We start from the raw sequence: 23618 nt of genomic DNA on the forward strand, positions 1-23618 counted from the left end.
AGCATGATGTTAGAGCGTTACGGACATGGTGGCGATCTGTGGACGGCGGAGGAAGCTTTTCATCGGCCGAAGGAGCAGTTTCTGGACTACAGCTCTAATATGAATCCACTTGGACCACCCGAAGTGGTCAAACAAATTCTGACAGAGAGTTGGCGTGATATCGTCAAATATCCAGATCCTGCTGTTCGAGAGCTTCGGAGAAAGCTGTCCCGCAAATATGAGATTGATCCCGAAAGCATACTGGTCGGAAATGGTGCCGCAGAGCTGATTGATTTGATCGTCCGTGTGTTGAAGCCAAGGACAACGGGCCTTGCTAGGCCTTCTTTTAGCGAATATGAGGAAGCGGTTCACAAAACGGGTGGTGGGCTAACCAACATCCCGTTACACCCTCAGTATCAATTTGAGCTGCAATGGCATGACATCGAAGCAGCTTTACCCGCTGTTGATTTGTTTTTCCTCGGCCATCCCAACAATCCCACAGGCAAGGTACTTTCTCACCAGGTGCTAAGCAGTCTGCTCCAGAGTCGACGTAAGCTTGTGCTTGACGAGGCTTTTATGGATTTTGTTCCTCAGGAGTCGGAGCATTCACTGCTCAAGCTTGCGGCATCCAGTCACGATCTGATCGTGATTCGCTCGATGACCAAATTTTATTCCATTCCAGGGATACGTTTAGGCTTTGTGGTGGCACATCCAGATCTCATTCAGCAACTGCGACAGCAACAGGTACAGTGGAGTGTGAATTATCTAGCTCAGCGCATAGGAGCAGCGGTTCTGGATGATGAAGCCTTTGAACAGTCCACGAGTGAGTGGTTGAGCGTTGAGAAGCCTTGGTTAACGGAGCAACTAGGCCAATTGGGGCTGGAAGTCGTTCAGAGCGATGTGAATTTTCTGTTATTTTCATTCCCTGAGTCGAGCGGGATTAGCGTTAAGCAGGCGCAGCAACATATGGGGCAGCAAGGTATTCTCATTCGGGATGCATCGTTATTTGCAGGCTTAAATGAACGGTACTGTCGCGTTGCCATTCGACTTCGTGCGGATAATGAACGCTTACTACACGCCCTGCACAATATGATGAGCGACTTATCTAGGAATGGAGGTGCAGATCATGCGTGAATCGAAGTCAGCCGTTCTCATGATTCAAGGCACAGCTTCCGATGTAGGCAAAAGTATTCTTACGGCAGCCCTATGCCGTATTTTCACGCAGGACGGCTGGCAGACAGCGCCTTTTAAATCACAAAATATGTCGCTTAATTCCTACATCACTTTCGACGGCAAAGAGATCGGCAGAGCACAAGGCGTACAAGCGGATGCTTGCCGAATTGTTGCTACGACGGACATGAACCCGATTCTGCTCAAGCCTAAGCAAGACATGGTCGCACAAGTCGTTGTTCACGGTAAGCCATATGCAGATTTGGATGCAAGGACGTATAGAGAATCCTATTTGCCACAAGCGGAAGTGATTGTGAAAGATGCTTTAGAACGCTTGCGAAGTGGGCATGACATTGTTGTTCTGGAAGGGGCAGGTAGTCCAGCTGAGGTCAATCTCAAGGATCGTGACATCGTCAATATGAGGCTGGCTGGTTGGGCGGATTCTCCTGTTTTGCTAGTTGCTGATATAGATCGTGGCGGGGTTTTTGCTTCGATTGTGGGGACGCTTGAAATCTTGACCCCAGAGGAAAGAGACCGTGTGAAAGGGTTTATCATTAATAAATTTCGCGGGGATGTCAGCTTGCTGAAGCCAGGCTTGGATTGGTTGGAAGAGCGCACAGGGAAGCCAGTACTCGGCGTTATCCCCTATCTACAGCAGCTGGGGATTGAGGATGAAGATTCAGCTTCTCTGGATTCCAAACGGACAGAAAGCAGAAGGTCTCCGAACAGTATTGGAAAAAAAGCAGACCAATTGGACGTCGCTGTCATTCGGTTGCCCCGCCTTTCTAACTTCACGGATTTTGATCCGCTTCAAGAGGAAGCAGACGTGCATTTCCGTTACATTGAGCATCTCTCTGAATGGAGAGAGCCGGACGTCGTCTTGCTTCCTGGAAGTAAGAATACGATGGAAGACCTACGCTACCTGAAGGAATCGGGCTTGGCTGCGAGACTTATTTCTTTTGCTCAAGGGGAAGAAGGTTGGATTGTCGGCATTTGTGCAGGTTATCAGATGCTTGGTGTCACACTTTCGGATCCCGGGAAGTATGAATCGGAGCATGCGGAGCTCGAAGGCTTAGGGTTGTTACCGACAGAGACTGTGTTCACACCAGATAAACGAACGGTACGGATACAAGGTGTCAGCACGCTTTTCGCCTCGAATTTTAGTATCGACGGCTACGAAATCCACATGGGGCGGACGCAATATCTGCAAGATATCGTTGCTCCATTCCAAATCGCTGAAACGAACGCAATTGCCTCCATTCAAACCGAAGCTCCCCTTCATCATGACGGAGCAGCCTCGCTAGGTGGGCGTGTGTGGGGAACTTACATCCATGGTATTTTGCACAATGATGATTTCCGTAGAGCATGGTTAAATCAGATTCGTACACATAAAGGTCTTACGCCTATTGCGCAAGGGCTTCGTTATAAGGAACGTCGAGAAGCAGCGTTTGATCGATTAGCAGAGCACGTAAGAGCACACTTGGATATGCAGCGAATCTATGAGATGATGGGAGTAACACATCCTACAAAACGGGAGGGGTTCTGAGATGAAAATATATACGCGTTCGGGAGATGCTGGCCAAACCAGTGTGATCGGTGGTCGTGTGGACAAAGATGATGATCGAGTTGAAGCCTATGGGACGACGGATGAGCTGAATAGCTTCCTAGGTCAAGCGATGAGCTTCATGGATCCGCAGAAATACCCGGATTTACTGCTTGATTTACTGCAGGTTCAGCATGAACTGTTTGATTGCGGAGCAGATCTCGCGCTGCTGAAACAGGATTTGCATCCCTATAAAGTAACGGCAGACATGGTAGATGCGTTAGAAGCTTGGATTGATAAATATGATGCTGAGACGCCTGATATCACACGTTTTATTTTGCCGGGAGGCGGGACTGTTTCATCCACTTTGCATGTTTGTCGTACGGTATGCCGCAGAGCTGAGCGTCTTGTCGTTACCCTGGCTCGCACGCAGGAGATTAATCCCGAGGTGCGCAGATATTTGAACCGTCTGTCTGACTTTTTCTTCACGATTGCCCGCACAGCGAACTTCCGTGAGGGGATTGCTGATGTGGAATATTTACGCAGTGCTGAGGTGTTTAAACGTAAATCATGAGCTATTATGAACCGTTAGTGTACGTTGTCCCGCCAGAGGAAGAGGGATTTATTCTCAAAACGGTGCTGCAAAAAAGATTGATGGTCTCACGTAAATTGTTATCCCGCATCAAACTAACCGAACGTGGGATTACGGTAAACGGGGAAAGGCAGTACATCAATATCAAAGTGAAGGCTGGCGACCGTGTAGAAATTCGGATGGAGGAAGAGCAATCGGAGGATATCCTACCTCAGGACCTTCCGCTGCACATTCTTCATGAAGATGAGCATCTGCTCATCCTAGCTAAGGATGCGGGCATCATTGTGCATCCGACGCATGGTCATTATGTGAATACGATTGCGAATGGGGTCGTGTATCATTGGCAGCAAGCGGGGATTACGTGCCGTTTCCGTCCTGTACATCGACTGGATCAAGAAACCTCCGGCGTCTTGGCCATTGCCAAGACACCTTATGTGCATCAGCAAATTTCTGAGCAAATGATCCAACATCTCGTGAAAAAAGAGTACCTCGCATTCGTATGGGGCACGGTAGCCTCACCTACAGGGACGATCAATGAGCCGATTGATCGAGATCCCGATCAGCCGCATGTGCGCATTGTTAGGCCTGACGGATACCATGCAGTGACCCATTATGAGGTAGTGGAACAATTCGAAAAGGCTGCCCTCGTCCGAATTTGGCTAGAAACGGGGCGTACGCATCAAATTCGTGTACATATGCGACATTTAGGGCATCCGCTATTAGGGGATAAAATGTACACATTGCCTCAGTTCGAGGAGTTTGCTACTGATCTTGAAGCCAGCGAGCGGTTAAATCGTCAAGCGCTTCATGCTTTTAAACTAGGCTTTGTGCATCCAGGAACAAGGGTATGGACAGAATTTAACGCGCCATTGCCTGCCGATTTATCCGAACTTGAGCAATGGTTAGCCGATAAAAAGTAAATTATCAAAAACCATGCCAATTATGGGTGGTTTTTCTTTGCAATTACTTGACTTTCCTTGGCAATTAGCAGAAAATTTTAAGTAGTTCTATTAAATCATCATACGGCATAAAGGAGTTACTACAACGTGGGCGTTAAAGTGTATGGTTACGATAAATGTGGGACGTGCAGGAGTACAGTAAAGTGGCTAAGAGCACACGAAATTGACATTACAGATCAGGTCCCTTTATTTGAAACACCGCCTACAGCGATAGAACTAGCGGAATTGCTCAAGTTAAGCGGTTTTGAGATTAAGAAGTTTTTCAATACATCAGGTGATGTGTACAAAGAGATGAATTTGAAAGACAAGCTGCCTGGCATGTCGCAAGAACAAATGCTTGATTTGCTAGCCTCCAATGGGCGATTAATCAAGCGACCAATTGTAACGGATGGCCATAAAGTGACCGTCGGCTTTAAAGAAGACGTATTTGAAGGTGTTTGGGCGAAAGGGTGATGTGTACATGGGAGACAACCAGAAACCAGCACGCAAAAAGTCACCACTAGCTATAGGCGGATTCATCGCCATCCTCCTTTCGCAAGGCAAATTGCTTCTTGCCTCTTTAAAACTGTTTAAGTTCGGCGGGGCCGTCATCTCCATGTTCATCACGATCGGGGCTTATGCCATTCTGGCGCCATTGCCGTTCGCGATTGGTATTGTCATCATGCTCCTCATTCACGAGTTAGGTCACGTGTTTGCAGCGAAGATGAAGGGGCAACCCGTTTCAGGGATTCTCTTTATTCCTTTTTTTGGTGCATTGACTAGAATCAAAAGAAATCCATCGGATGCAGTAACAGAAGCATTTATTGGCTTCGGTGGGCCGATTCTAGGCACCATTGGTGGATTGTTGACGTTTCTTTTAGGTGTATATATGGATTCGGCCGTAATTGTATCCGTAGCTTATGCAGCATTTTTTCTGAATTTGATTAATCTACTACCGATTAACCCCTTGGATGGCGGGCGAATCTCAACTGCAGTAACACGCTGGTTATGGTTGCTTGGTTTGATTGGCGGGCTCGTAATTATTGTCTATATCGATAGTTATTTTTCGAGTAAAGTTATTTTCTTTATCATCTGGGCGATGTTTGCTTGGGATCTGTACAAGAAATATGTGCGGTATCGACATAAGGAAGAGCGCGTAACCGTTGCTACACGATTCGAATTTCCAGCCAATCATTTGTTGCAGCAAGGGTATATGATCCCAGGTGAGAATCACACTCGTGACTTGGACTATATCACTTATTCAGAGCTGCAAGGAGCAGGAACCGGCCGACAAACCTTGAATATGTACTGGCAAGCTATTAGCTTTGAGGGACATGCGTATTTGCCGGTACAGGGGGTCGTTAAGAGAGTCCAATTGGTAAAAGTGGAACGTATGAATAAAGAGGATGGCTTGCACCTAGGTCTCCAGGTTCAAGTGGAATACTCCCCTTTAGGGCTACATGAGAATTATTATGAGGTGCCAGTCAAGACACGTTGGAAGTTCGGTATCTCGTATTTGGTATTAATTTTATTTTTGCTGTATATGATTAGACTCGTTCATCAGGTCGGCATTATTTCCTGACTATCACACTTACATAATGAGGAAGCTATCCATGACATTTAAAGGATCTAAGCGGCTGCAACAGCTAGGCTCGGCTATTTTTTCGGAAGTGGCAGAATGGAAGAGAGAGGTTATGAACCGAGGGGTGGACGTCATAGATTTAGGTATAGGAAGTCCTGACTTGCCTCCCTCTGATCGAATTTTGAAAGCTATGGCTGAGGCCGTGCGTAACCCTTCACATTATGGTTACCCATCATCTGAAGGTAGCTTAGCCTTTCGAGAAGCTGTTTCTAAATGGTATAACTATCGTTTCGGGGTGGAGCTGGATGCTGAAACTGAAATCTTAACCCTGATGGGCTCACAAGATGGGCTTGCTCACTTAGCGCTTTCTCTCTGTGATCCTGGGGATATCGCAATTGTCCCTGATCCAGGTTACCCCATATATTCGGCAAGTCTCGTACTAGCGGGTGTTGAACCCTATTTACTCCCGCTGCGTGCAGCAAATGATTTTTTACCCCGATTAGAGGACATTCCAGATGACGTGGCTGCGAAGGCGAAATTCATCCTGCTTAACTATCCAAGCAATCCGTTGTCTGCTGTTGCAGATCGTGCATTCTTTGAGCATTTGATTTCCTATGCCAAGAAGCAGGATTTGATAGTTGTACATGATCTTGCCTATTCCGAAATGGCTTTTGACGGCTATAAGCCCATGAGTATTTTGGAGATTGAATGTGCTAAGGAGGTTGCCATTGAATTCCATTCTCTATCCAAAAGCTTCAATATGGCTGGCTGTCGCATCGCATTTCTAACCGGTCATGCGGATGCGGTCAAAGCTCTCAAGACGCTCAAATCAAACATCGATTATGGCGTATTCGGGGCCGTTCAAGCAGCGGGTATTGCAGCGTTAGAAGAAGACATGGAAAACGATCACACTGTCTCAAGTGTATATGAGAAGAGACGAAATGGTTTTATTTCGGCATTAAATGATGCGGGTTGGATCATTCCTCCACCGAAAGCAACGATGTTTGTTTGGGCTCCCATTCCTAAGGGTTGGACGTCTCGACAAATTTCCCGGGAAATGTTATTTCAGACAGGTGTTGTTGTTATTCCTGGCGATGCATTTGGCGCTGAGGGAGAAGGATTTGTCCGTATTGCTTTAGTGCAAGAAGAGGCTCGATTACTTGAGGCAGCAAGACGTATAGGAGATTGGCTGCGGTCCTTAGAATGAAAGTCAGAGATTTTGGTAAAAATAGGAGAATGAGAGACATATTTAGGTGTAGGATTGAGAAAACCTATAATCGAGGACATTCAAAGTTGAGCGACCGCGTTTAGAGGATGGTTTTATCGCCAATATGAAAGCTGTTTTCGGAAGCCGAAAACTTTATCTTTCCTATGTGGAAGAAATTTTATACATTGAAAGGGGTAAGCATATGGATGCCATTTCTTCACTATCGGAGCTGTTAGCTGATCAGAAGCCGTCATCGTTCGTAGAAATTCCCGGAATTTTAGGACAGACGTTCGGTCAAGCAACTATAGCTGCTACATTACCTATTAGCAAACTATTTTCTATTTTTGAGGTGGATTTAGAAGTACAACGTGCGATCATTCCGCGGAACCTCTCCAAGTTAATTGACTATGTGAATTTATATTTAGAAGATCGCCAGCCCATCTATTTCCCAGGCATTATTTTCTCAGCAAGAGGTGCAGGGTATTACGATGAGGAGCACCAAGCCCTTCGACTACAGCCGATTGAAAAATTGTACGTTGTCGACGGTCAGCATCGCTTGGCGGCATTCCAACGTATAATGGAAACGCTGCAAAGTCAAATGGCACGCGCGAAAGATCGTCGTGAATACGACAAAATGGAAGAGATTACGGAAAAGCTGCGCCGTTTATATGCCTTCCCGATCTCAACGATGACGTATTTGGATATCAATGCGCGTCAAGAACGTCAATTGTTCTCCGACATTAACAAGCTTCCTCGTAAACTTGGAGGTAACTTGGCTGTACTTCGCGATCAGCGCCGGTTCTATCATGTGGCTGCAACTGAGCTAGCGGCGAAAGCACCTGCTATGCAGAAGTTAACTGTCGATATGTTCTCAGAGCGCGGGAAATCGCCGGAGTATTTGTTCTCCTACCACTTGTTAATTGAGATTCTAGTGGGATTGTTTGAAGGTCGAATGAAATCAGCCGCTCGAAATAACAACTATCAATATGCGGATAAAGATTTACAGGAGCTTATTTCGCTAGCAGGCGGCTATTTTAACGGATTATTGACACACTTGCCGTCACCGACAAAGGGTGAAATCGTGTGGTCCGAGAATATCCAAATTGCATTAGCCCTGTTCATGCATGAAGAAGCGACGAAAACAGGCAGCTTTAATCGTTATGCGCTTGAACATGCTTTGAAAATATTACCGCATGTGAATTGGAATAGTATTTACGCAGGGGAAGAAAAGGACCGTTTGCCAAGACGTACACGCATTATGAAGGCCTACAACCATATCAAGAGCTTCTATCAAGAGCAAAATGCGTTCCTAATCAGTGATGCAGAAGCCTATAAAGCTAGTTTTGAGAATAAGGAGGACGTGAGCTAATGGAAGGATTACGCCTGAAAATGACCATCCATCCTTTCTGCGAGAGGTTCGGTCTCTCGACCGTTGCCTTGCGCGTTCAGGACCTGCTGAACTATACGATGATCGATCCGATGGTTCAACGGAAGCTGAGTAATATGCAGCGCCGGAAGATTTCGACATATTTGCAGGAACGCGAGTTAGACCATGTTTTCTTCGGTCCTGTTACACTATCACTTCGCGAGGTGAACCAACTCTCCAAGGGAGCGAAGGAGTTCCTCTTGCGTCATGGTTCGAAGCTATCCATACTTGATGGCCAACATCGTATTCTAGCACTTGGATATGTGAATGATCAGATGCAGAAGGAAGTACGACGCTATGAGAAGAAGTTGGCTCTACTGAAAATTAAGCAACGGAAGTTTAGTGACGATGCAGAGATTAAGCAAGAGGTTGAGGAAACAGAAGGCACGATTAATCAACTTGAGGGAAGACGCTTGGATCTCATGGAAACACAGCTGGCTGTGCAAATTTATATCGGTTTAACGGAGGAAGAAGAGCAGCAGTTATTCGGCGACATCAACTCCAAAGTGCAGCTAGTTAGTAAGGAACTCGGGCATTCCTTCGATTCCATCGATCCTCTTAATCTGGTTATTCAACAGGTTGTGGATCACAATGTGTATCTGAAGGCAGCGGGTGTGGAGAGACGCAGTAATTTGACCTCCTTTAACCGTAACTTTACATGCTTCAGCTGGTTGTATGCGACGGCGACGATGCTGTTCTCAGGTAGAATGCAGCCTTCTTATGAGCTGCAGCGTAAAATTCGTCATGATCCATCGACATATGTTGAAATCTTGCATCAATTTTTCAATACCATTCTTCCGATGATGCCTGAACAGCCGGGCTTGGCGCAATATACGTCCGCGAACCGTGTGATTCAGGAAAGTATTGCCCTCTATGCTAACCGCTTTTTATTCCCGAATGGCGAATATAACGAAGAGTGGACGCAGTCCCTGCAGCTGCTAGATGGCTTTGATTGGTCACATGATAATGAAGAATTAATCTATGTATTTGGCTCGTTGGACAATGGGAAAATTAACCTCATTCACGAGAAATCGTTGAAAAAGCATGTGAAGCTTGTGCAATTCTTCCTAGAAGGCACGGATTCTGCTAGCGATTCCGAAGAAGTATCCTCCGCATAAGCGAAAGACATGGAAAACCTTTCTATCTCAATGGAAGTTGAGAGATAGAAAGGTTTTTTGTGTTCCAATAGTAGTCTTTTAAAATATACGCATCCAATTCTTCATTCGTCTATATCAAAAGTGTCAAGCTAGAATACTATATCATATAAAGATTGAAGGGAGGAAAACACAATGAGTTGCTCCGTATTTGCTACTTTAGCTCATGTTGGACTTGGCACAGTTATTACGATTCATGCTGGTACTACACCAAATCATCAAGGTAGATTTCTAGGTATCCAAAATGGTAATGTAGTTATCGCTAATGCTGCTGGTACTGTATTCTATTTCCCAATTGATAAAATTGCTGTAGTTCATATTCCTTAATGTTCGTACAAAAATGAAAGAATAAGAAAGCAAGAGAGTGGACGAGCTCTCTTGCTTTCTTTTGTGCGAAGATTAGGCCATTGACCAACAAAGTTCTTAACTATGAATGGAATGAAGAGAGGATTCTCTTGTCATCAATCGATGCGGAATGATGATGTGATGATGATGAATTGGTTCTCCCTTCACAGCTTTAATCAAGGTTTGTGAAGCTGTATATCCGAGTTGATAGATGCCGATATCGATAGAGCTGATCGGTGGAGAAGATAGCTCTGACATCGGAATATTGTTGAAACCAACCAAGCTAAGGTCAGTCGGCACTTTGTACCCAAGTTCAGTTACACCGCGAAGAACGCCGAAGGCAATGATATCATCAATGACGACAAGCGCAGTGGGACGCTCAGGCAGATTCATAAAAAACGACATGGCGCGATAACCGCTTTCTTGCAGGAATTCACCTTCTACAATCCACTCAGATTGGATCTCCAGCTTCGCTTCGCTCATGGCTTGTACATATCCATCCATACGATCTCGTGAAACAATGAGGTTTGGCGGACCGCTCACGAATCCAATGCGCTTATGGCCTTGGGCGATCAAATGCCTTGTCGCATCATAGGCAGCCAGTACGTTATTATTATCAACGGATAAAACCTCTGGAAAATCCTCGCTTCTACCCACAAGGACGAATGGAAATTTCATCTCTTGTAAGAAGGAGATCACGGGGTCGGATTTACGAGAATAGAGCAGAATGATACCGTCAACTCGGCGTCCTTTGACAAGTCTAGTAATCGCTTCTACCTCTTCACGCTCTGATGTTCCTGTGGTCATCATCAGGTCATATCCGCTGCGCGTAGATTGTGTTACAACGCCGCGAATGATTTCGGAGAAGAATAAGTTTAAGAAAAGTTCCTCTGCGGAACGTGGCAGGAGAATCCCGATCGTTTGGGTTGTTTTGGATACAAGACTTTTGGCCATCACATTAGGGTGATAACCCATTTCGTCCATAATCTCTTTCACTTTGCGGATCGTTGCAGTGCTAATTCGCGAATTGCCGGATATAACACGAGATACGGTAGAGGGGGAAACCCCTGCTTTTTTAGCGACATCGATAATTGTAACGGACATGGTCCGAACCTCCAGTGCAAACGATTGTGCTCACGGGTCGTGATGCGTTATTGTCTATGTTAGCTATTTCTACAGCAAAAGTAAATCACTAAGATGAGAAAGCTTGTAGATGTCTCAGAAGGAGTGCGGCTTGTAAGGTTAGCATAGCATCTGTGCAATTTGCATTAAATGTTGTGCAAGATGTTTAATTTTGTGATTTAAAAAACTTTTTGAAATACTTTGAGAATGAGAGTAAATAGAAGTATTTAAGCTATTAGTACGAATAATTCGCCGAATACAATCTGTGCAAACATTTTCACTAATGCTAAAGGGTGTTGTATGATTACTCATGAATAAAGCGCTTGCAAGAAGGTTATTGACATTGATTGAGCACTTATATTCGAGGATTTAGACGTTTTAAGCCATTCTTACTGGAATTTGAGCAAACGATTGCACAACTTTTTGGAGTCGCTTAGATGCCATTGTTTCACCCGCAATACTACGCAAGAATCACTATTTACCTAATATGAGAGGGGTTTTACAAAATGAAAAAATCACTATCCATGATCGCAGCAGTATCCGTTGTTGCACTATCTGTTACGGCATGTTCTTCCACACCTGAGGAAACAGCAAAGCCTTCGGCAGCTGCAGCTACCGAAGCACCAAAGGCAGCAGCAACAGCAGCGGCAACAGCAGCAGATACAGATATGGGTCTTAAACCTGAAGCTGGTGCCAAACTAGTTGTATGGGATGCACCAGATCAAAAAGCTTTCATTGAATCCGTTGCGAAGCAATTCGAAGCGAAATATAAAGTGTCTGTTAAATTTGAAGAAGTGAACCCGCCGGATCAACCAGCTAAATTAACTGCAGACGGTCCTGCAGGTGTAGCTGCTGACGTAACCGTTATTCCACACGATAACTTAGGTAAAATGGTATCTGCAGGCTTGTACTTGCCAAATGATGTGTTCGCAGATCAAACGAAAAAAGAAAACGCAGAAGCTGCTGTACAAGGCGCAACTTTCAATAATACACTGTTCGGTTACCCGAAATCCGTAGAGACGTATGCTTTGATTTATAACAAAGACTTGGTGAAGACACCTCCAAAATCATTCGATGACGTAGTAGCATTTGCTAAAACGTACAATGATCCAGGCAAAAACAAATTCGCCTTTATGTTTGATATCGGAAACTTCTATTTTGACTATGCGTTCCTAGCTGGTCCTGGTGGATACGTATTCGGTAAAAATGGCACAGATAAAACGGATATCGGACTTAACAATGAGGGTGCCGTTGCTGGAGCGAAGTTCTTTGCATCATTGAAAAAGGATGTACTGCCTGTTAAATCCGGCGATGTGACGTATGACATCAAAAAAGGTCTTTTCACAAGCGGTACGCTTGCAATGGATCTTAACGGACCATGGACAATCCTGGATTACAAAAATGCAAAAATCAACATTGGCGTAGTTCCGATCCCGACAATCAATGGGAAACCAGCTGTATCCTTTGCAGGTATCAAAATTCTAGGTGTTAACGCATATACGAAATACCCGAATGCAGCTAAACTATTCGCTCACTTTGCAACTTCTCAAGCGGCGCAATTGGAAAACTTCAAAATTTCCGGACAACTTCCTTCTAACAAAGCAGCAGCTGAAGATGCTAGCGTGAAAAACGATGAGCTGGCTAACGGCTTCCTACAACAATTGAAAACATCCCAAGCGATGCCATCCATTCCGGAAATGGGCAACATCTGGACACCGATGGGTGCAGCACTTGGCGACATCTGGAACGATGGCAAAGATCCTAAAGCAACACTAGACAATGCGGTTAAACAAATTAAAGATACGAACGCGGCAACAAAATAAGAGTTATAAAATCACTTGTATAGGTTGCGGACACCCGTCGAGGAATCGGCGGGTGATTCCATTCTAGGATAGGGAAGGAGCTGGCTGAAGGAAATGGGTACTCATCGTCGCATGGCGGCCGCTTTATCTGTGATTAGTCTTGGCCTTGGGCAATTATATAATCGCCAGTATATGAAAGGACTCCTTCTACTTCTAATCGAAGTTGTAGGACTCAATTATTTTATCAAAAACCTGAGTCACGCCATTTGGGGGCTGTTTACACTCGGCAAAACCCCTACACATTTCGAAACCATTGATGGTATTGCCAAAACAGTGAAAGGGGATCATTCCATCTTCCTCATGCTGGGTGGGCTGATTACACTACTGCTCCTGTTCCTCTTCGCTGTCGTGTACGTGATGAACATTAAAGACGCTTACCTGACGGGAAAGAAGCGGGAAGAAGGAAAGCAGCCAGCGAACATCGCGCAGTCTATCCGATATGTACTGGATAAGCGTTTCCCGGAGATTTTCCTTTCCATTCCGATCATTGGCGTTTTGTTCGTTACGATTTTGCCGATTATTTTTACGATACTCATTGCCTTTACGAATTATTCAGGTCCTGATAATTTACCTCCTGCGAAGGTGTTGAAATGGGTAGGTTTCCGCACGTTTCACGATTTGATTATGTTCAAAACATGGAGCTATTCCTTTTTCCACATCTTAGGATGGACGATTATTTGGGCGATTGTCGCAACCTTCACAACCTATATGGGCGGGGTTCTGGTAGCTTTACTCGTGAATCAAAAAGGCATTCGCCTAAAGGGCATGTGGAGAACGATTTTCATTATCCCTTATGCGATTCCACAGCTGGTTTCCTTGTTGGTAATGAAAAATATGTTCAATGGCCAGTTTGGACCGATTAATCAATACCTGGGCTATTTCGGCTTAGGCAAGCTTCCATGGCTGACAGATCCCACCATGGCGAAGCTTACCGTTATTATTGTCAACATGTGGGTTGGTATTCCGGTCTCCATGATTCTAATTATGGGTGTATTAACAGCGATTCCAAAAGATCTGTATGAAGCTGCAGAGGTAGATGGGGCATCCGCATTTCTGAAGTTCCGACTGATCACAATGCCGTTCATTTTATTCACAACAGCACCGTTACTTATTATTCAATTTGCAGGGAATATCAATAACTTCAATGTTATTTTCCTACTGACCAAAGGAGATCCAGTTAACGGTAAATACCAATATGGCGGTAGTACGGATTTGCTAGTGACTTGGTTATATAAGCTGACGTTGGATCAACAGAAGTACAATATTGCGGCAGCCGTCGGGATTATCATCTTCTTTATGATTGCTTCACTCTCCATCTGGAGCTATCGGAAGACGCGCTCATTCAAAGAGGAGGATATGATCCAATGAGTACTACTCGCAAAAAATCCAAATTTACCTTCGGACTGCTTCTAAGCTATATCGTGCTGATTATTATCGCGATTTGTTGCATCTATCCCGCGCTTTGGGTTGTTTTAGCCTCTTTCCGGCCAGGTGCCGCACTCTACAGCCCAACATTGATTCCGAAAAGCTTAACCCTTGATCACTATCACGAGCTATTAACATCTACGCGTTTTAAATTTACAACCTGGTATTGGAACACGCTGAAAATTGCTACGTTAACGATGATCTTCTCGACGGTCCTAACGACGATCAGCGGCTACGCCTTGTCCAGATTCCGCTTCAAAAGCAGAAAAACGATCATGACCGGTGTACTGATTTTGAGTATGTTCCCAACATTCATGAGCTTAACCGCTTTTTATGTCTTACTGCTGCAGCTCAAATTGTTTGATAATATTTATGCGCTTGTCGCGATTTATTCCGCCGCTGGCTTGTTACAAGCTTTTGTGGTGAAGGGCTTCTTCGATACGATTCCGCGGAGTTTGGAAGAATCAGCACGCATTGACGGCGCATCGAATCTGCAAATTTTCATAAGAATCATGCTGCCACTTTCTAGACCGATGCTAACATATGTCGCATTAATGTCCTTTACAAGTGCTTGGGTCGATTTTATTTTGGCAAAAGTAGTACTGCGATCCAAAGATCATTGGTCTGTCGCTGTAGGCTTGTTCGATTTGGTTGATAAAGAACAGAGCAGTAACTTTGCGTTATTTGCGACCGGGTCGGTATTGATCGCTTTGCCGATAACGATTCTATTCGTATTCTTGCAGCGCTTCCTAGTTGACGGTTTAACGGCAGGAGCATCTAAAGGATGAGAAGTTTCCCTAAGCTGATGCTGATTCGCTTTGGCGTGCTAGTGCTGGCTTGTGCGCTGTTGGTGGCAGGATGCTCAAAAGGAACGGATAAAGAGGCGACCAGTAGTGGCAATCATGGTGTGTTTTACGAGATTTTTGTTCGTTCCTTCCAAGACTCGAATGGGGATGGAGTCGGGGACCTGAACGGCGTTACGTCCAAGCTCGACTATTTAAAGGATCTGGGGATTAAAGGAATATGGCTTACGCCGATTATGGCTTCGCCTAGCTATCACGGCTATGATGTGAAGGATTATTATCAGATTAATCCAGAGTTTGGTACTTTGGCTGATTTTCAGGAATTAACCAAAGAGGCGCATAAGCGCGGCATACAGGTTATTATGGATTTGGTCGTTAACCATACCAGTTCTGAGAATCCCTGGTTTATCGAAGCGTCAAAGGATAAGAACAGTCCTTTCCGTAGCTGGTATACGTGGGCGGAGGATCAGGGCAGACCTGCTGCAGGTCAAAGTGCGGCTGGCGATAAAGCTTGGCATGTTAAAAATGGCAGCCACTACCTCGGTATTTTCTGGGAAGGTATGCCGGATTTGAACTTTGACAACGCGGCTGTTCGCAAGGAAATGATCAAGATCGGCCAATTCTGGCTGGGGCAAGGCGCTGATGGCTTCCGTTTAGACGCGGCTAAGCATGTCTATGAAGATTTCACAGACTCCAAGAAAGATCCTCAAACTGCATTGAAAAATGTAGCTTGGTGGAAAGAATTCCGAGCGGGTCTGCGGGAAGTGAATGAGAATGCCTATCTGGTCGGAGAGATTTGGGATAGTATTGCGGTTATTGCGCCTTATTTGAACAATGCGCTCGATTCAGGCTTTAACTTCGATTTGGCTAAAACGCTGATTAGCTCGGCCCATACGGAGACCGCAGGGAACATTGCGTTTACCCTTGAACGAGCATATGGTTTATACGAGAATAATGCCGGTGGGAAATTCATTGATGCGCCATTCCTGTCCAATCATGATCAGACACGGGTTATGAGTGCTCTGCAAGGCAATGTGGACCATGCGAAAATGGCCGCAGCCCTGCTGCTCACCATGCCAGGTAACCCATTCCTCTATTATGGTGAGGAAATCGGCATGCTCGGAATGAAGCCGGACGAGTACTTGCGTGAGCCCATGCATTGGACCGCTGCCGGCGGTGCTGGGCAAACCACTTGGGAAGCTCCGCGGTATAATAAAGAAAGAGCGCCGAATGTTGCTGATCAGCTCAAGGATGCGAACTCGCTGCTGAACCAGTATAAGAAGCTGATTCAATGGCGAAATGACGAGCCTGCTTTACAAGGCGGAAAAATCACTGAGTTTAAGGCGAGTAATGAGCACATTGCAGCTTATGTCAGAGGAGAAGCCCAAGAGGCGCTCCTCGTTGTTCATAATCTCTCGGGTCAGGAGCAGGTGCTCGACCTGAGTGAGGAACAAGTGAATACTGGTTTCACTAAGGTGAAACGGTTTACGGTTAAAGGTTGGAAGCTTGAAGGGAATAAGCTGGTTGTGCCTGCTTTTTCGAGTTTGATATTGAAGAAGTAGAATGGGAAATCCCAAGCAAACCGCAAACCGCAAACCGCAAACGGCAAACCGCAAACCGCAAACCGCAAACCGCAAACCGCAAACCGCAACCAAAAACCCCCTACGTCGACACTTAACAGTGTAGCGAAGGGGGTTTTTGGTTGGTGGGAACCTGGGATAATGTGCCTAGCTAGGGCTCTTGCGGAAGATAGTCTCGGAAGCTTCACGGTAAGCCGATGGAAAAACACCCTTACAGATGGTGGAATGGCACAATTTCTCTGTATTCTCTGCTGTAGTGATGAAATTCATCACTACAGATGGGGAAAAGTGAGAAATGCGCGCTGTAGTGATGAAAAACACCCTTACAGATGATGGAATGGCACAATTTCTCTATATTCTCTGCTGTAGTGATGAAATTCATCACTACAGATGGGGGAAAGTGAGAAATGTGCTCTGTAGTGATGAAAATCATCACTACAGATGGTGGGAAGGCGCGGGGCCACCCAATACTCGCAGCTGCGCCAAAGCTACTCCGCGCGCAGCACGGCGTAGCCGAACGCCGGCAGCGGCAGGCGCAGCTTGCCGCCGGCGGGCTCCGCCACGGCGCCGCCCTCGAGCGCATCGCGCCAGCGGCGCTCGCCTGCGTCCTTGACGCTCAGCTGCGCCGAGCGTCGGCTCGCGTTAACGAAGATGAGCAGATGCTCACCATCTTCGTTAACGCGCTCGAACACAAGCCGCGCATCGCCCGGCTTGGCGTGCAGGAAGCGCAATGCGCCTGTGCGCAGCGCTTCGGAACTGCGCCGCAGGGCGATGAGCCTGCGGTAGAACGCGAACAGGTCGCGGTCCTGCAAGGACGCGTCCCATTCCATGCAGCGGCGGCAATCGGGGTCGCCGCCGCCGCTAAGCCCTACCTCGTCGCCGTAGTAAATACACGGCGTCCCAGGGAAAGTGAACTGAAGCAGCGCGGCCAGCTTCATCCGGCGTTTATCCTCGCCGCACTGCGTGAGCAGGCGAGGTGTGTCGTGGCTGTCCAGCAGATTGAATGCAGCTTCGTTCGCTTGCTGCGGATAACTGGCCAGCTGAGCGCCAATCGCATTGGCGAAGCCGTATCCGTCTAATTTACCAGTGGTCACGAAGTCGAGTACCGCCGTTGTGAAGGGATAGTTCATGACCGCGTCAAACTGATCGCCTTGCAGCCACATCATCGAGTCGTGCCAGATTTCACCTAGGATATAAGCATCTGGATTGATGCGCTTCACCTTGTCGTGGAATTGACGCCAGAAGTGATGGTCGACTTCATTCGCAACATCGAGGCGCCAGCCATCGATACCGATTTCTTTTACCCAGAATTCAGCTACCTCCAGCAAGTAGGCTTTGACCTCTTCGTTCTCTGTATTGAGCTTGGGCATAATCGGCTCAAAAGCAAACGTCTCATACGTAGGGATTCCATCTTCATCAACACGAAGCGGCCATTCCTTCACATGGAACCAGTCCGCATAGGGAGAGTCAGCTCCCTTTTCCATCACATCGACAAAAGGTGGGAATGTATGTCCGCAGTGATTAAATACGGCATCAAGCAGGACGCGGATTCCGCGGCTATGGCAGGCTTCGATTAACGCTTTTAACGTCTCGTTGGTTCCGAACCCAGGATCAACATTCCGATAATCCCGCGTATCATACTTATGATTCGTCGTCGCTTCGAACACAGGTGTGAAATAAATCGCATTAATGCCCAGCTCAGATAAGTGATCTAGGTGCTGCTGCACACCTGCCAAATCCCCGCCAAAAAAATTCGTTGCGGTGGGCTTACCTCCCCAGGGCTCAACATTGGACGGATCCAAGCTTGCATCGCCATTTGCAAATCGTTCCGGAAAAATCTGATAAAACACGGCATCCTTCACCCAAGCCGGCGGCTTAAGGATGTCTGCAGGGTTAAGAAAAGGATACTCAAACATCCCGTTTGAATCCGTCGGTTCTTTTGGAAAAAAGCCTTGCTCCGTTAACCAGAGCTTCTCCTTCCCATTTTGCAGCTTAAAACCATAACGCAAGCGCCGATAAGGCGGCTGAATTGCTGCTTCCCAATAATCAAATAGCGCGTCACTTGTTAGAATACGCATGTCCAAATAATCGGAGGTACGCTCCCAAGCATATTTATCCCCTGCATACACATAAACCTTTTTCACATCATCACGTTTCGTGCGAATTCTTATATGTACAGTTTTTTCATCATAGGCATACGACCAGTTTAATTTCGGGCGGTGATAGACCGCTTCAATGACCATAGACATCTAATAAGCCCCCTCTGGGTAAGTGAAAAAATAAACGCAAAAAACAGGTACTGCCCCCATTCGAAAAAATTCGAATCCGAGGTTGTACCTGTTAGGTAGCATTGCCTTTATATTAGCTTAATTATAAGAAATTAAACGCACGGGGTCTAGAACTTTTTCATACATGGTATAGAACTTTTTCCTGTGAGGTATAGAACTTTTCCTTTGGTGTCTCGCATTACTCCTGTTTCGAGTCCCTCCACTTTGTCAATACTATGTAATGAAAGCGACTACACGGAGCAGGGGGCTAAGAACCATGTTAGCCGTTCATCAACGTATGGCGGAATTATGGACACTACGCAGAGGCCGAGAGCTAACTCGAGGCGAGCAAGAGGAATTAATGCTGTGCATGGAAGCTAACGCGACCTATGTTTGGAACCGATTAAAACTAGAAAATTTATCGCTCTGCGCCTCGCTAACAGGGGATTATGACTGGTTGCATGACATTTGTGAGCGCATCGAAAAGATTGAACCCAAGCACTGACCTTAGCGTCGGTGCTTTTTTCCTTTTCTGCAAGAGTGTGGACAGGTATAATAAGGATAGTTCAAAGCTAAGGAGATGTCGCATGGTCACCTGGTTCAAGCAACGGGGAGTAGCTCCCTATGCATTCTATCTATTAGGTTTGCTTCTTTTGATTGGCCTCATACTTAGACTTGTTTTGGCCCCTACGTGGGTGGGTTATGATACGGACGTGCGAACGTTCATGGCATGGGCGGATCGCGCCTATACGGTAGGTTTGAAGGACTTATATACAAATGCCAAAGATTATTTTCTGGATTATCCGCCAGGCTATATGTATGTCCTATATGTTGTGGGCTTTTTGCATCATAAGCTGTCTATTCCTTGGGAGAGCGGGAGTTCGTTACTCATCCTAAAGCTGCCGGCAATTCTTGCGGATCTCGGTACCGTTTATCTGCTGTTTCGCCTTGCGATCAGCAAACGAGAAGGGGCGCGTACCTGGATTCAAGCGCTCTGGATTGCTGCCCTATTTGCCCTCAACCCAGCCATTTGGGCGAATTCCGCGGTATGGGGACAGGTGGATTCTTTTTTTATGCTGTTTATTGTTGCAACATTGTTGATGCAAATGAAGGGCAAACTGCCTCAAGCCGCTTTTTTTATCGCGCTGGCACTCTTACTTAAACCTCAGGCGCTGCTGTTTGGCATCTTTCTATTAATCGATGTCATACGTGCACGCAACACGATGGTTTGGTTGTTAAGCGTTTTGACAGGCGTAGCCACAATGGCCGTCCTTTCACTTCCTTTTGCAGTGGGCAGAGGCTATGGTTGGATGATCGAATTGTATTCGGGTACGTTAGCTTCCTATCCGTATGCGTCACTGAACGCGTTTAATCTGTTCTCACTCTTAGGCGGAAATTTCATTGATATTAACAGTGGCTTTTGGCATCTATCCTATAAATGGATTGGGCTTGTCTTGATGGTACTGTCCATCCTGTACGTCTGTTTCCTGTATTGGATGGGTAAGAATCGGCGCGGTGCTGTCTTATATATTTCCTTCCTCTTTATCACAGCCATGTTTATGTGTATGACCAAAATGCACGAACGCTATTTACACTATGGCTTATTGCTAGCCTTAACGAGCTTCATTTACATGAAGGATCGCCGGATTTTATGGCTTTTTATTGGCTTCAGTGTTACGCATTTTATCAATATCGGCGATGTGCTTTTGCGGAGCTTTCATCAGGACTATCATATTCCGCGATATAATCCTTTGATGCTGACGGTTTCGGCGATCAATGTTATGATGTTTGTCTATGCGTGTATTTTGGGATGGAGGCTTTTCGTGAAATCAGATCAAGATGGGACTGTGGAGGAGACATTACCTCCTGTTGCAGACAAGGATGAAGTGCTTCCGGCGGAAGCTGAGTCCGAAGTAAAATCAACACATGTAAGAGACACCTCTCTTTGGAAGTCGGTTTTCCATAGGACGGAGGATCATATAGAAAGAAGCAAGCGCGGGCGCTTCTTCTCGCGGAAGGATGCCATCTATTTAGGCGCCCTTGTGGTGGTCTATACAATCATTGCGCTGTTCCACCTTGGTGGACATAAGGACCCAACGACATTCTGGCAACCAACGAACGCAGGGGAGACGGTCATAGCTGATCTCGGAGCCGAGCATCAAATCACACGCATTAATAGCTTTGCTGGTGTCGGGGAAGGCGCTTATTCATACTGGTTTTCAAAAGATGGCGAGCAATGGCAAGATGCCACGGCGGTTAAATCTGACCATACAAAAGTATTCACCTGGCATACCGTTGAAGCCAATAAGGAAGCCCGTTATGTGAAAATTGTGATCGATACGCAAGAGAGTGCGAAGCTGCATCTTCATGAAATCGGGATCTTCGGAGATGGGGGTACGACGCCTTTACCGATTGTCAGTGTGAAGGAACAAGATGTCAACGCCTCCGACCAAGGGAAAACTGCTCATTTATTTGATGAGGCAAGTGTCGTCCCTTATACACCTACCTATATGAATGGCACATATTTCGATGAGATTTATCATGCAAGAACGGCTTATGAACACCTCCACAAGATCGAGCCATATGAAAGCACGCACCCACCTCTGGGCAAAATACTTATTTCCATCGGTATTTACGTGTTTGGTTTAAATCCGTTTGGATGGCGTATTATCGGTACTTTATTCGGTGTTGGAATGATTCCTATTATGTATGTGTTTGCTAAGCGGATGTTTGGCCGTTCCGAATATGCCCTTATTGCTGCCTTCTTACTTAGCTTTGATTTCATGCACTTTGCGCAGACGAGAATTTCCACGATTGATGTGTATGGTGTGTTTTTCATCATGCTCATGTTCTATTTCATGTACCGTTATACAACCTTGAGCTTCTTCAGAGAGAAACTCTGGGCGACCTTAATTCCACTAGGACTTTCAGGTCTGTTCTTCGGCATTGGTGCTGCTTCCAAATGGATCGTGATTTACGGCGGTGCCGGTTTGGCCGTGCTGTTATCCATCTCGTTATGGGAGAGGTACAGAGAGTATCAATTTGCCAAGCGATTACTGAGGGAGAACAGGCGAGACGAGCCTGCAGGAGAAACTGAAGCAGAAGCTGCACCTGAAGATGCAATCAACGTGCAAGAGGAAAGTAACCATCTTTCCGCAGACGAAATCACGAAACTCCAAGGTGTGCAGAAACGTTTTGTCACCAATACACTGCTCACCATACTCTGGTGCGTACTCATGTTTGTCATCGTGCCACTGGGTGTCTATACGCTCTCCTATATCCCATTCATGATGGTTCCAGGTCCAGGACATGATCTGAAAGATATTGTGACCTACCAGGTCCATATGTACAAATACCATAAGGATTTAGTCGCAACGCATCCGTTCGCCTCGCCTTGGTGGGAATGGCCGATGATGCTGCGTCCGATCTGGTATTACCAAGCGAAGCTTATGCCGAAGGGCACGCTTTCCAGCATCGTTTCATTCGGTAATCCACTCGTGTGGTGGCCAGGCTTTATCGCGGTGTTGATGTCCTTCTATATCGCGATCAAACGCAAAGATAAATTGCTGCGAATGCTGCTGATTGCTTACTGCTCTCAGTATTTACCGTGGATTTTGGTGCCAAGACTTACGTTTATCTATCACTATTTTGCAATGGTACCGTTCCTAGTTCTCATGTTAACCTATTACATCAAAGACTATTTGGAGCAGGGTCCTCTGCACAAAAGAAGATGGGTATACGGCTACTTAATCGCTGTCTTCGTGCTATTCGCACTCTTCTATCCAATTTTATCAGGCATGATGATACCGTCTAAATACTCGTTCTTTTTACGGTGGATGCCGGGTTGGAATTTCTTTTAAGTCAAACGCATTGACGTCCCAATAAAAGGCATGTTATTATAATCCCAAGTTAATTACTATGAATTAAAAGTCGACCGAACAAAAGGAGACTCCCACTTTGTATTGTGCAAAGGTAGCGGAGTCTCATTTGATTAACAAATTGCAAATGGAGAGTGAATCAAATGGCTAAAGTCGTGATTATTTCAGGAAGTCCAACTCCAACCTCTCGCTTACATGGTGTGATCGAAGTCGCCAAAAGCGAACTTCTGCAAGCTGGTTTGGAAGTAGACTGGATCAAGGTTCGCGATCTTCCTGCGGAGGATTTGTTATATGCCAAGTTTGACAGTGAAGCTATTGTGAATGCGAGTAAGCTGGTAACGGAAGCTGACGCTGTTTTCGTAGCTACGCCAGTCTACAAAGCTTCTTACACAGGCGTGTTGAAAGCATTCCTAGATCTGTTGCCGCAAAAAGGGCTTGAGCGTAAAATCGTACTTCCACTAGCAGTTGGAGGAACCTACGCACACTTGTTGGCGATCGATTACGCTCTCAAGCCGGTATTGTCTGTCCTAGGCGCACAGAACATTTTACAAGGCGTATATGTACTTGATAAACAAGTGACATGGGGCGAGCAGGGACAAGCGATTCTGGATGATGAAATCTCCTCGCGTTTGAACGAATCCATAACGGAATTCATTCAGGAAATTAAATGGCATACGAGCCGCTAGTTGCGAATATAGACAAAAAACCGTCATCGTGAGGCAATTTATCGATGACGGTTTTTTGT

Annotated in this window: 19 protein-coding genes; 17 read left to right on the forward strand and 2 right to left on the reverse strand. The window is 46.0% G+C overall.

The window, feature by feature from the left end:
• The first annotated feature begins 3 nt into the window (after positions 1 to 3).
• From cobD to AC58PQ_RS04290, 10 genes are all read left to right on the forward strand, one after another.
• Entirely contained in the window at positions 4 to 1113 is a 1110-nt protein-coding gene (gene cobD / locus AC58PQ_RS04245) for a threonine-phosphate decarboxylase CobD (protein ID WP_497240730.1), read from the forward strand.
• Positions 1106 to 2695 carry a cobyric acid synthase gene (locus AC58PQ_RS04250; protein ID WP_497240731.1) on the forward strand — a complete coding sequence of 530 codons (1590 nt, stop codon included), beginning with the start codon at positions 1106 to 1108 and terminating at the stop codon, positions 2693 to 2695. Before cobD ends, AC58PQ_RS04250 begins: the two co-directional genes overlap by 8 nt.
• 1 nt (position 2696) lies before the next feature.
• Complete coding sequence (locus tag AC58PQ_RS04255) at positions 2697 to 3266, forward strand: cob(I)yrinic acid a,c-diamide adenosyltransferase (RefSeq protein ID WP_497240732.1); 570 nt, start codon at positions 2697 to 2699, stop codon at positions 3264 to 3266.
• Entirely contained in the window at positions 3263 to 4204 is a 942-nt protein-coding gene (locus tag AC58PQ_RS04260) for an RluA family pseudouridine synthase (RefSeq protein ID WP_497240733.1), read from the forward strand. The genes AC58PQ_RS04255 and AC58PQ_RS04260 overlap by 4 nt, the downstream gene beginning before the upstream one ends.
• Before the next feature lie 126 nt (positions 4205 to 4330).
• A complete protein-coding gene (locus tag AC58PQ_RS04265) occupies positions 4331 to 4696 on the forward strand; it encodes an arsenate reductase family protein (RefSeq protein ID WP_497240734.1) in 366 nt (121 codons plus the stop codon).
• 7 nt (positions 4697 to 4703) lie between these two features.
• Positions 4704 to 5804 carry a site-2 protease family protein gene (locus AC58PQ_RS04270; RefSeq protein WP_497240735.1) on the forward strand — a complete coding sequence of 367 codons (1101 nt, stop codon included), beginning with the start codon at positions 4704 to 4706 and terminating at the stop codon, positions 5802 to 5804.
• A gap of 31 nt (positions 5805 to 5835) precedes the next feature.
• Complete coding sequence (locus AC58PQ_RS04275) at positions 5836 to 7011, forward strand: aminotransferase class I/II-fold pyridoxal phosphate-dependent enzyme (protein WP_497240736.1); 1176 nt, start codon at positions 5836 to 5838, stop codon at positions 7009 to 7011.
• Between the two features lie 202 nt (positions 7012 to 7213).
• Positions 7214 to 8380, forward strand: coding sequence for a DNA sulfur modification protein DndB (locus AC58PQ_RS04280; RefSeq protein ID WP_497240737.1), 1167 nt, complete (start codon positions 7214 to 7216; stop codon positions 8378 to 8380).
• Entirely contained in the window at positions 8380 to 9555 is a 1176-nt protein-coding gene (locus AC58PQ_RS04285; RefSeq protein WP_497240738.1) for a DNA sulfur modification protein DndB, read from the forward strand. Before AC58PQ_RS04280 ends, AC58PQ_RS04285 begins: the two co-directional genes overlap by 1 nt.
• A gap of 171 nt (positions 9556 to 9726) precedes the next feature.
• Positions 9727 to 9918 carry a hypothetical protein gene (locus AC58PQ_RS04290; protein WP_477587515.1) on the forward strand — a complete coding sequence of 64 codons (192 nt, stop codon included), beginning with the start codon at positions 9727 to 9729 and terminating at the stop codon, positions 9916 to 9918.
• Positions 9919 to 10014: 96 nt separating this feature from the next.
• Here AC58PQ_RS04290 and AC58PQ_RS04295 read toward each other — a convergent pair whose 3' ends face one another.
• Positions 10015 to 11040 (reverse strand): LacI family DNA-binding transcriptional regulator, encoded by a 1026-nt coding sequence (locus tag AC58PQ_RS04295; protein ID WP_497240739.1) that lies wholly within the window; start codon positions 11038 to 11040, stop codon positions 10015 to 10017.
• A gap of 524 nt (positions 11041 to 11564) precedes the next feature.
• Here AC58PQ_RS04295 and AC58PQ_RS04300 point away from each other — a divergent pair.
• The 4 genes from AC58PQ_RS04300 to AC58PQ_RS04315 all read left to right on the forward strand — a co-directional run bounded on the left by AC58PQ_RS04300 (position 11565) and on the right by AC58PQ_RS04315 (position 16710).
• Positions 11565 to 12881 carry a sugar ABC transporter substrate-binding protein gene (locus tag AC58PQ_RS04300; RefSeq protein ID WP_497240740.1) on the forward strand — a complete coding sequence of 439 codons (1317 nt, stop codon included), beginning with the start codon at positions 11565 to 11567 and terminating at the stop codon, positions 12879 to 12881.
• A 93-nt stretch (positions 12882 to 12974) separates the two neighbouring features.
• Positions 12975 to 14288, forward strand: a complete 1314-nt coding sequence (locus tag AC58PQ_RS04305) for a carbohydrate ABC transporter permease (RefSeq protein ID WP_497240741.1) — start codon at positions 12975 to 12977, stop codon at positions 14286 to 14288.
• Positions 14285 to 15133, forward strand: coding sequence for a sugar ABC transporter permease (locus AC58PQ_RS04310; protein ID WP_497240742.1), 849 nt, complete (start codon positions 14285 to 14287; stop codon positions 15131 to 15133). Before AC58PQ_RS04305 ends, AC58PQ_RS04310 begins: the two co-directional genes overlap by 4 nt.
• Positions 15130 to 16710: an alpha-amylase family glycosyl hydrolase gene (locus AC58PQ_RS04315; RefSeq protein ID WP_497240743.1), complete on the forward strand. Its 1581-nt coding sequence runs from the start codon at positions 15130 to 15132 to the stop codon at positions 16708 to 16710. The genes AC58PQ_RS04310 and AC58PQ_RS04315 overlap by 4 nt, the downstream gene beginning before the upstream one ends.
• A 506-nt stretch (positions 16711 to 17216) precedes the next feature.
• Here the strand turns inward: AC58PQ_RS04315 and AC58PQ_RS04320 are convergent.
• Positions 17217 to 18971, reverse strand: a complete 1755-nt coding sequence (locus tag AC58PQ_RS04320; RefSeq protein WP_497241286.1) for an alpha-glycosidase — start codon at positions 18969 to 18971, stop codon at positions 17217 to 17219.
• A 301-nt stretch (positions 18972 to 19272) separates the two neighbouring features.
• Between AC58PQ_RS04320 and AC58PQ_RS04325 the strand changes: the two genes are divergently transcribed.
• The 3 genes from AC58PQ_RS04325 (at position 19273) to ssuE (ending at position 23559) form a co-directional block, all read left to right on the forward strand.
• Positions 19273 to 19500, forward strand: a complete 228-nt coding sequence (locus AC58PQ_RS04325) for a DUF7667 family protein (RefSeq protein ID WP_497240744.1) — start codon at positions 19273 to 19275, stop codon at positions 19498 to 19500.
• An 82-nt stretch (positions 19501 to 19582) separates the two neighbouring features.
• Complete coding sequence (locus AC58PQ_RS04330; protein WP_497240745.1) at positions 19583 to 22855, forward strand: glycosyltransferase family 39 protein; 3273 nt, start codon at positions 19583 to 19585, stop codon at positions 22853 to 22855.
• 161 nt (positions 22856 to 23016) lie between these two features.
• On the forward strand, positions 23017 to 23559 hold the full coding sequence (ssuE, locus tag AC58PQ_RS04335) for an NADPH-dependent FMN reductase (protein WP_497240746.1): 543 nt from the start codon (positions 23017 to 23019) through the stop codon (positions 23557 to 23559).
• Positions 23560 to 23618 lie beyond the last annotated feature (59 nt).

The sequence above is a fragment of the Paenibacillus sp. J22P143 genome (assembly GCF_059692035.1).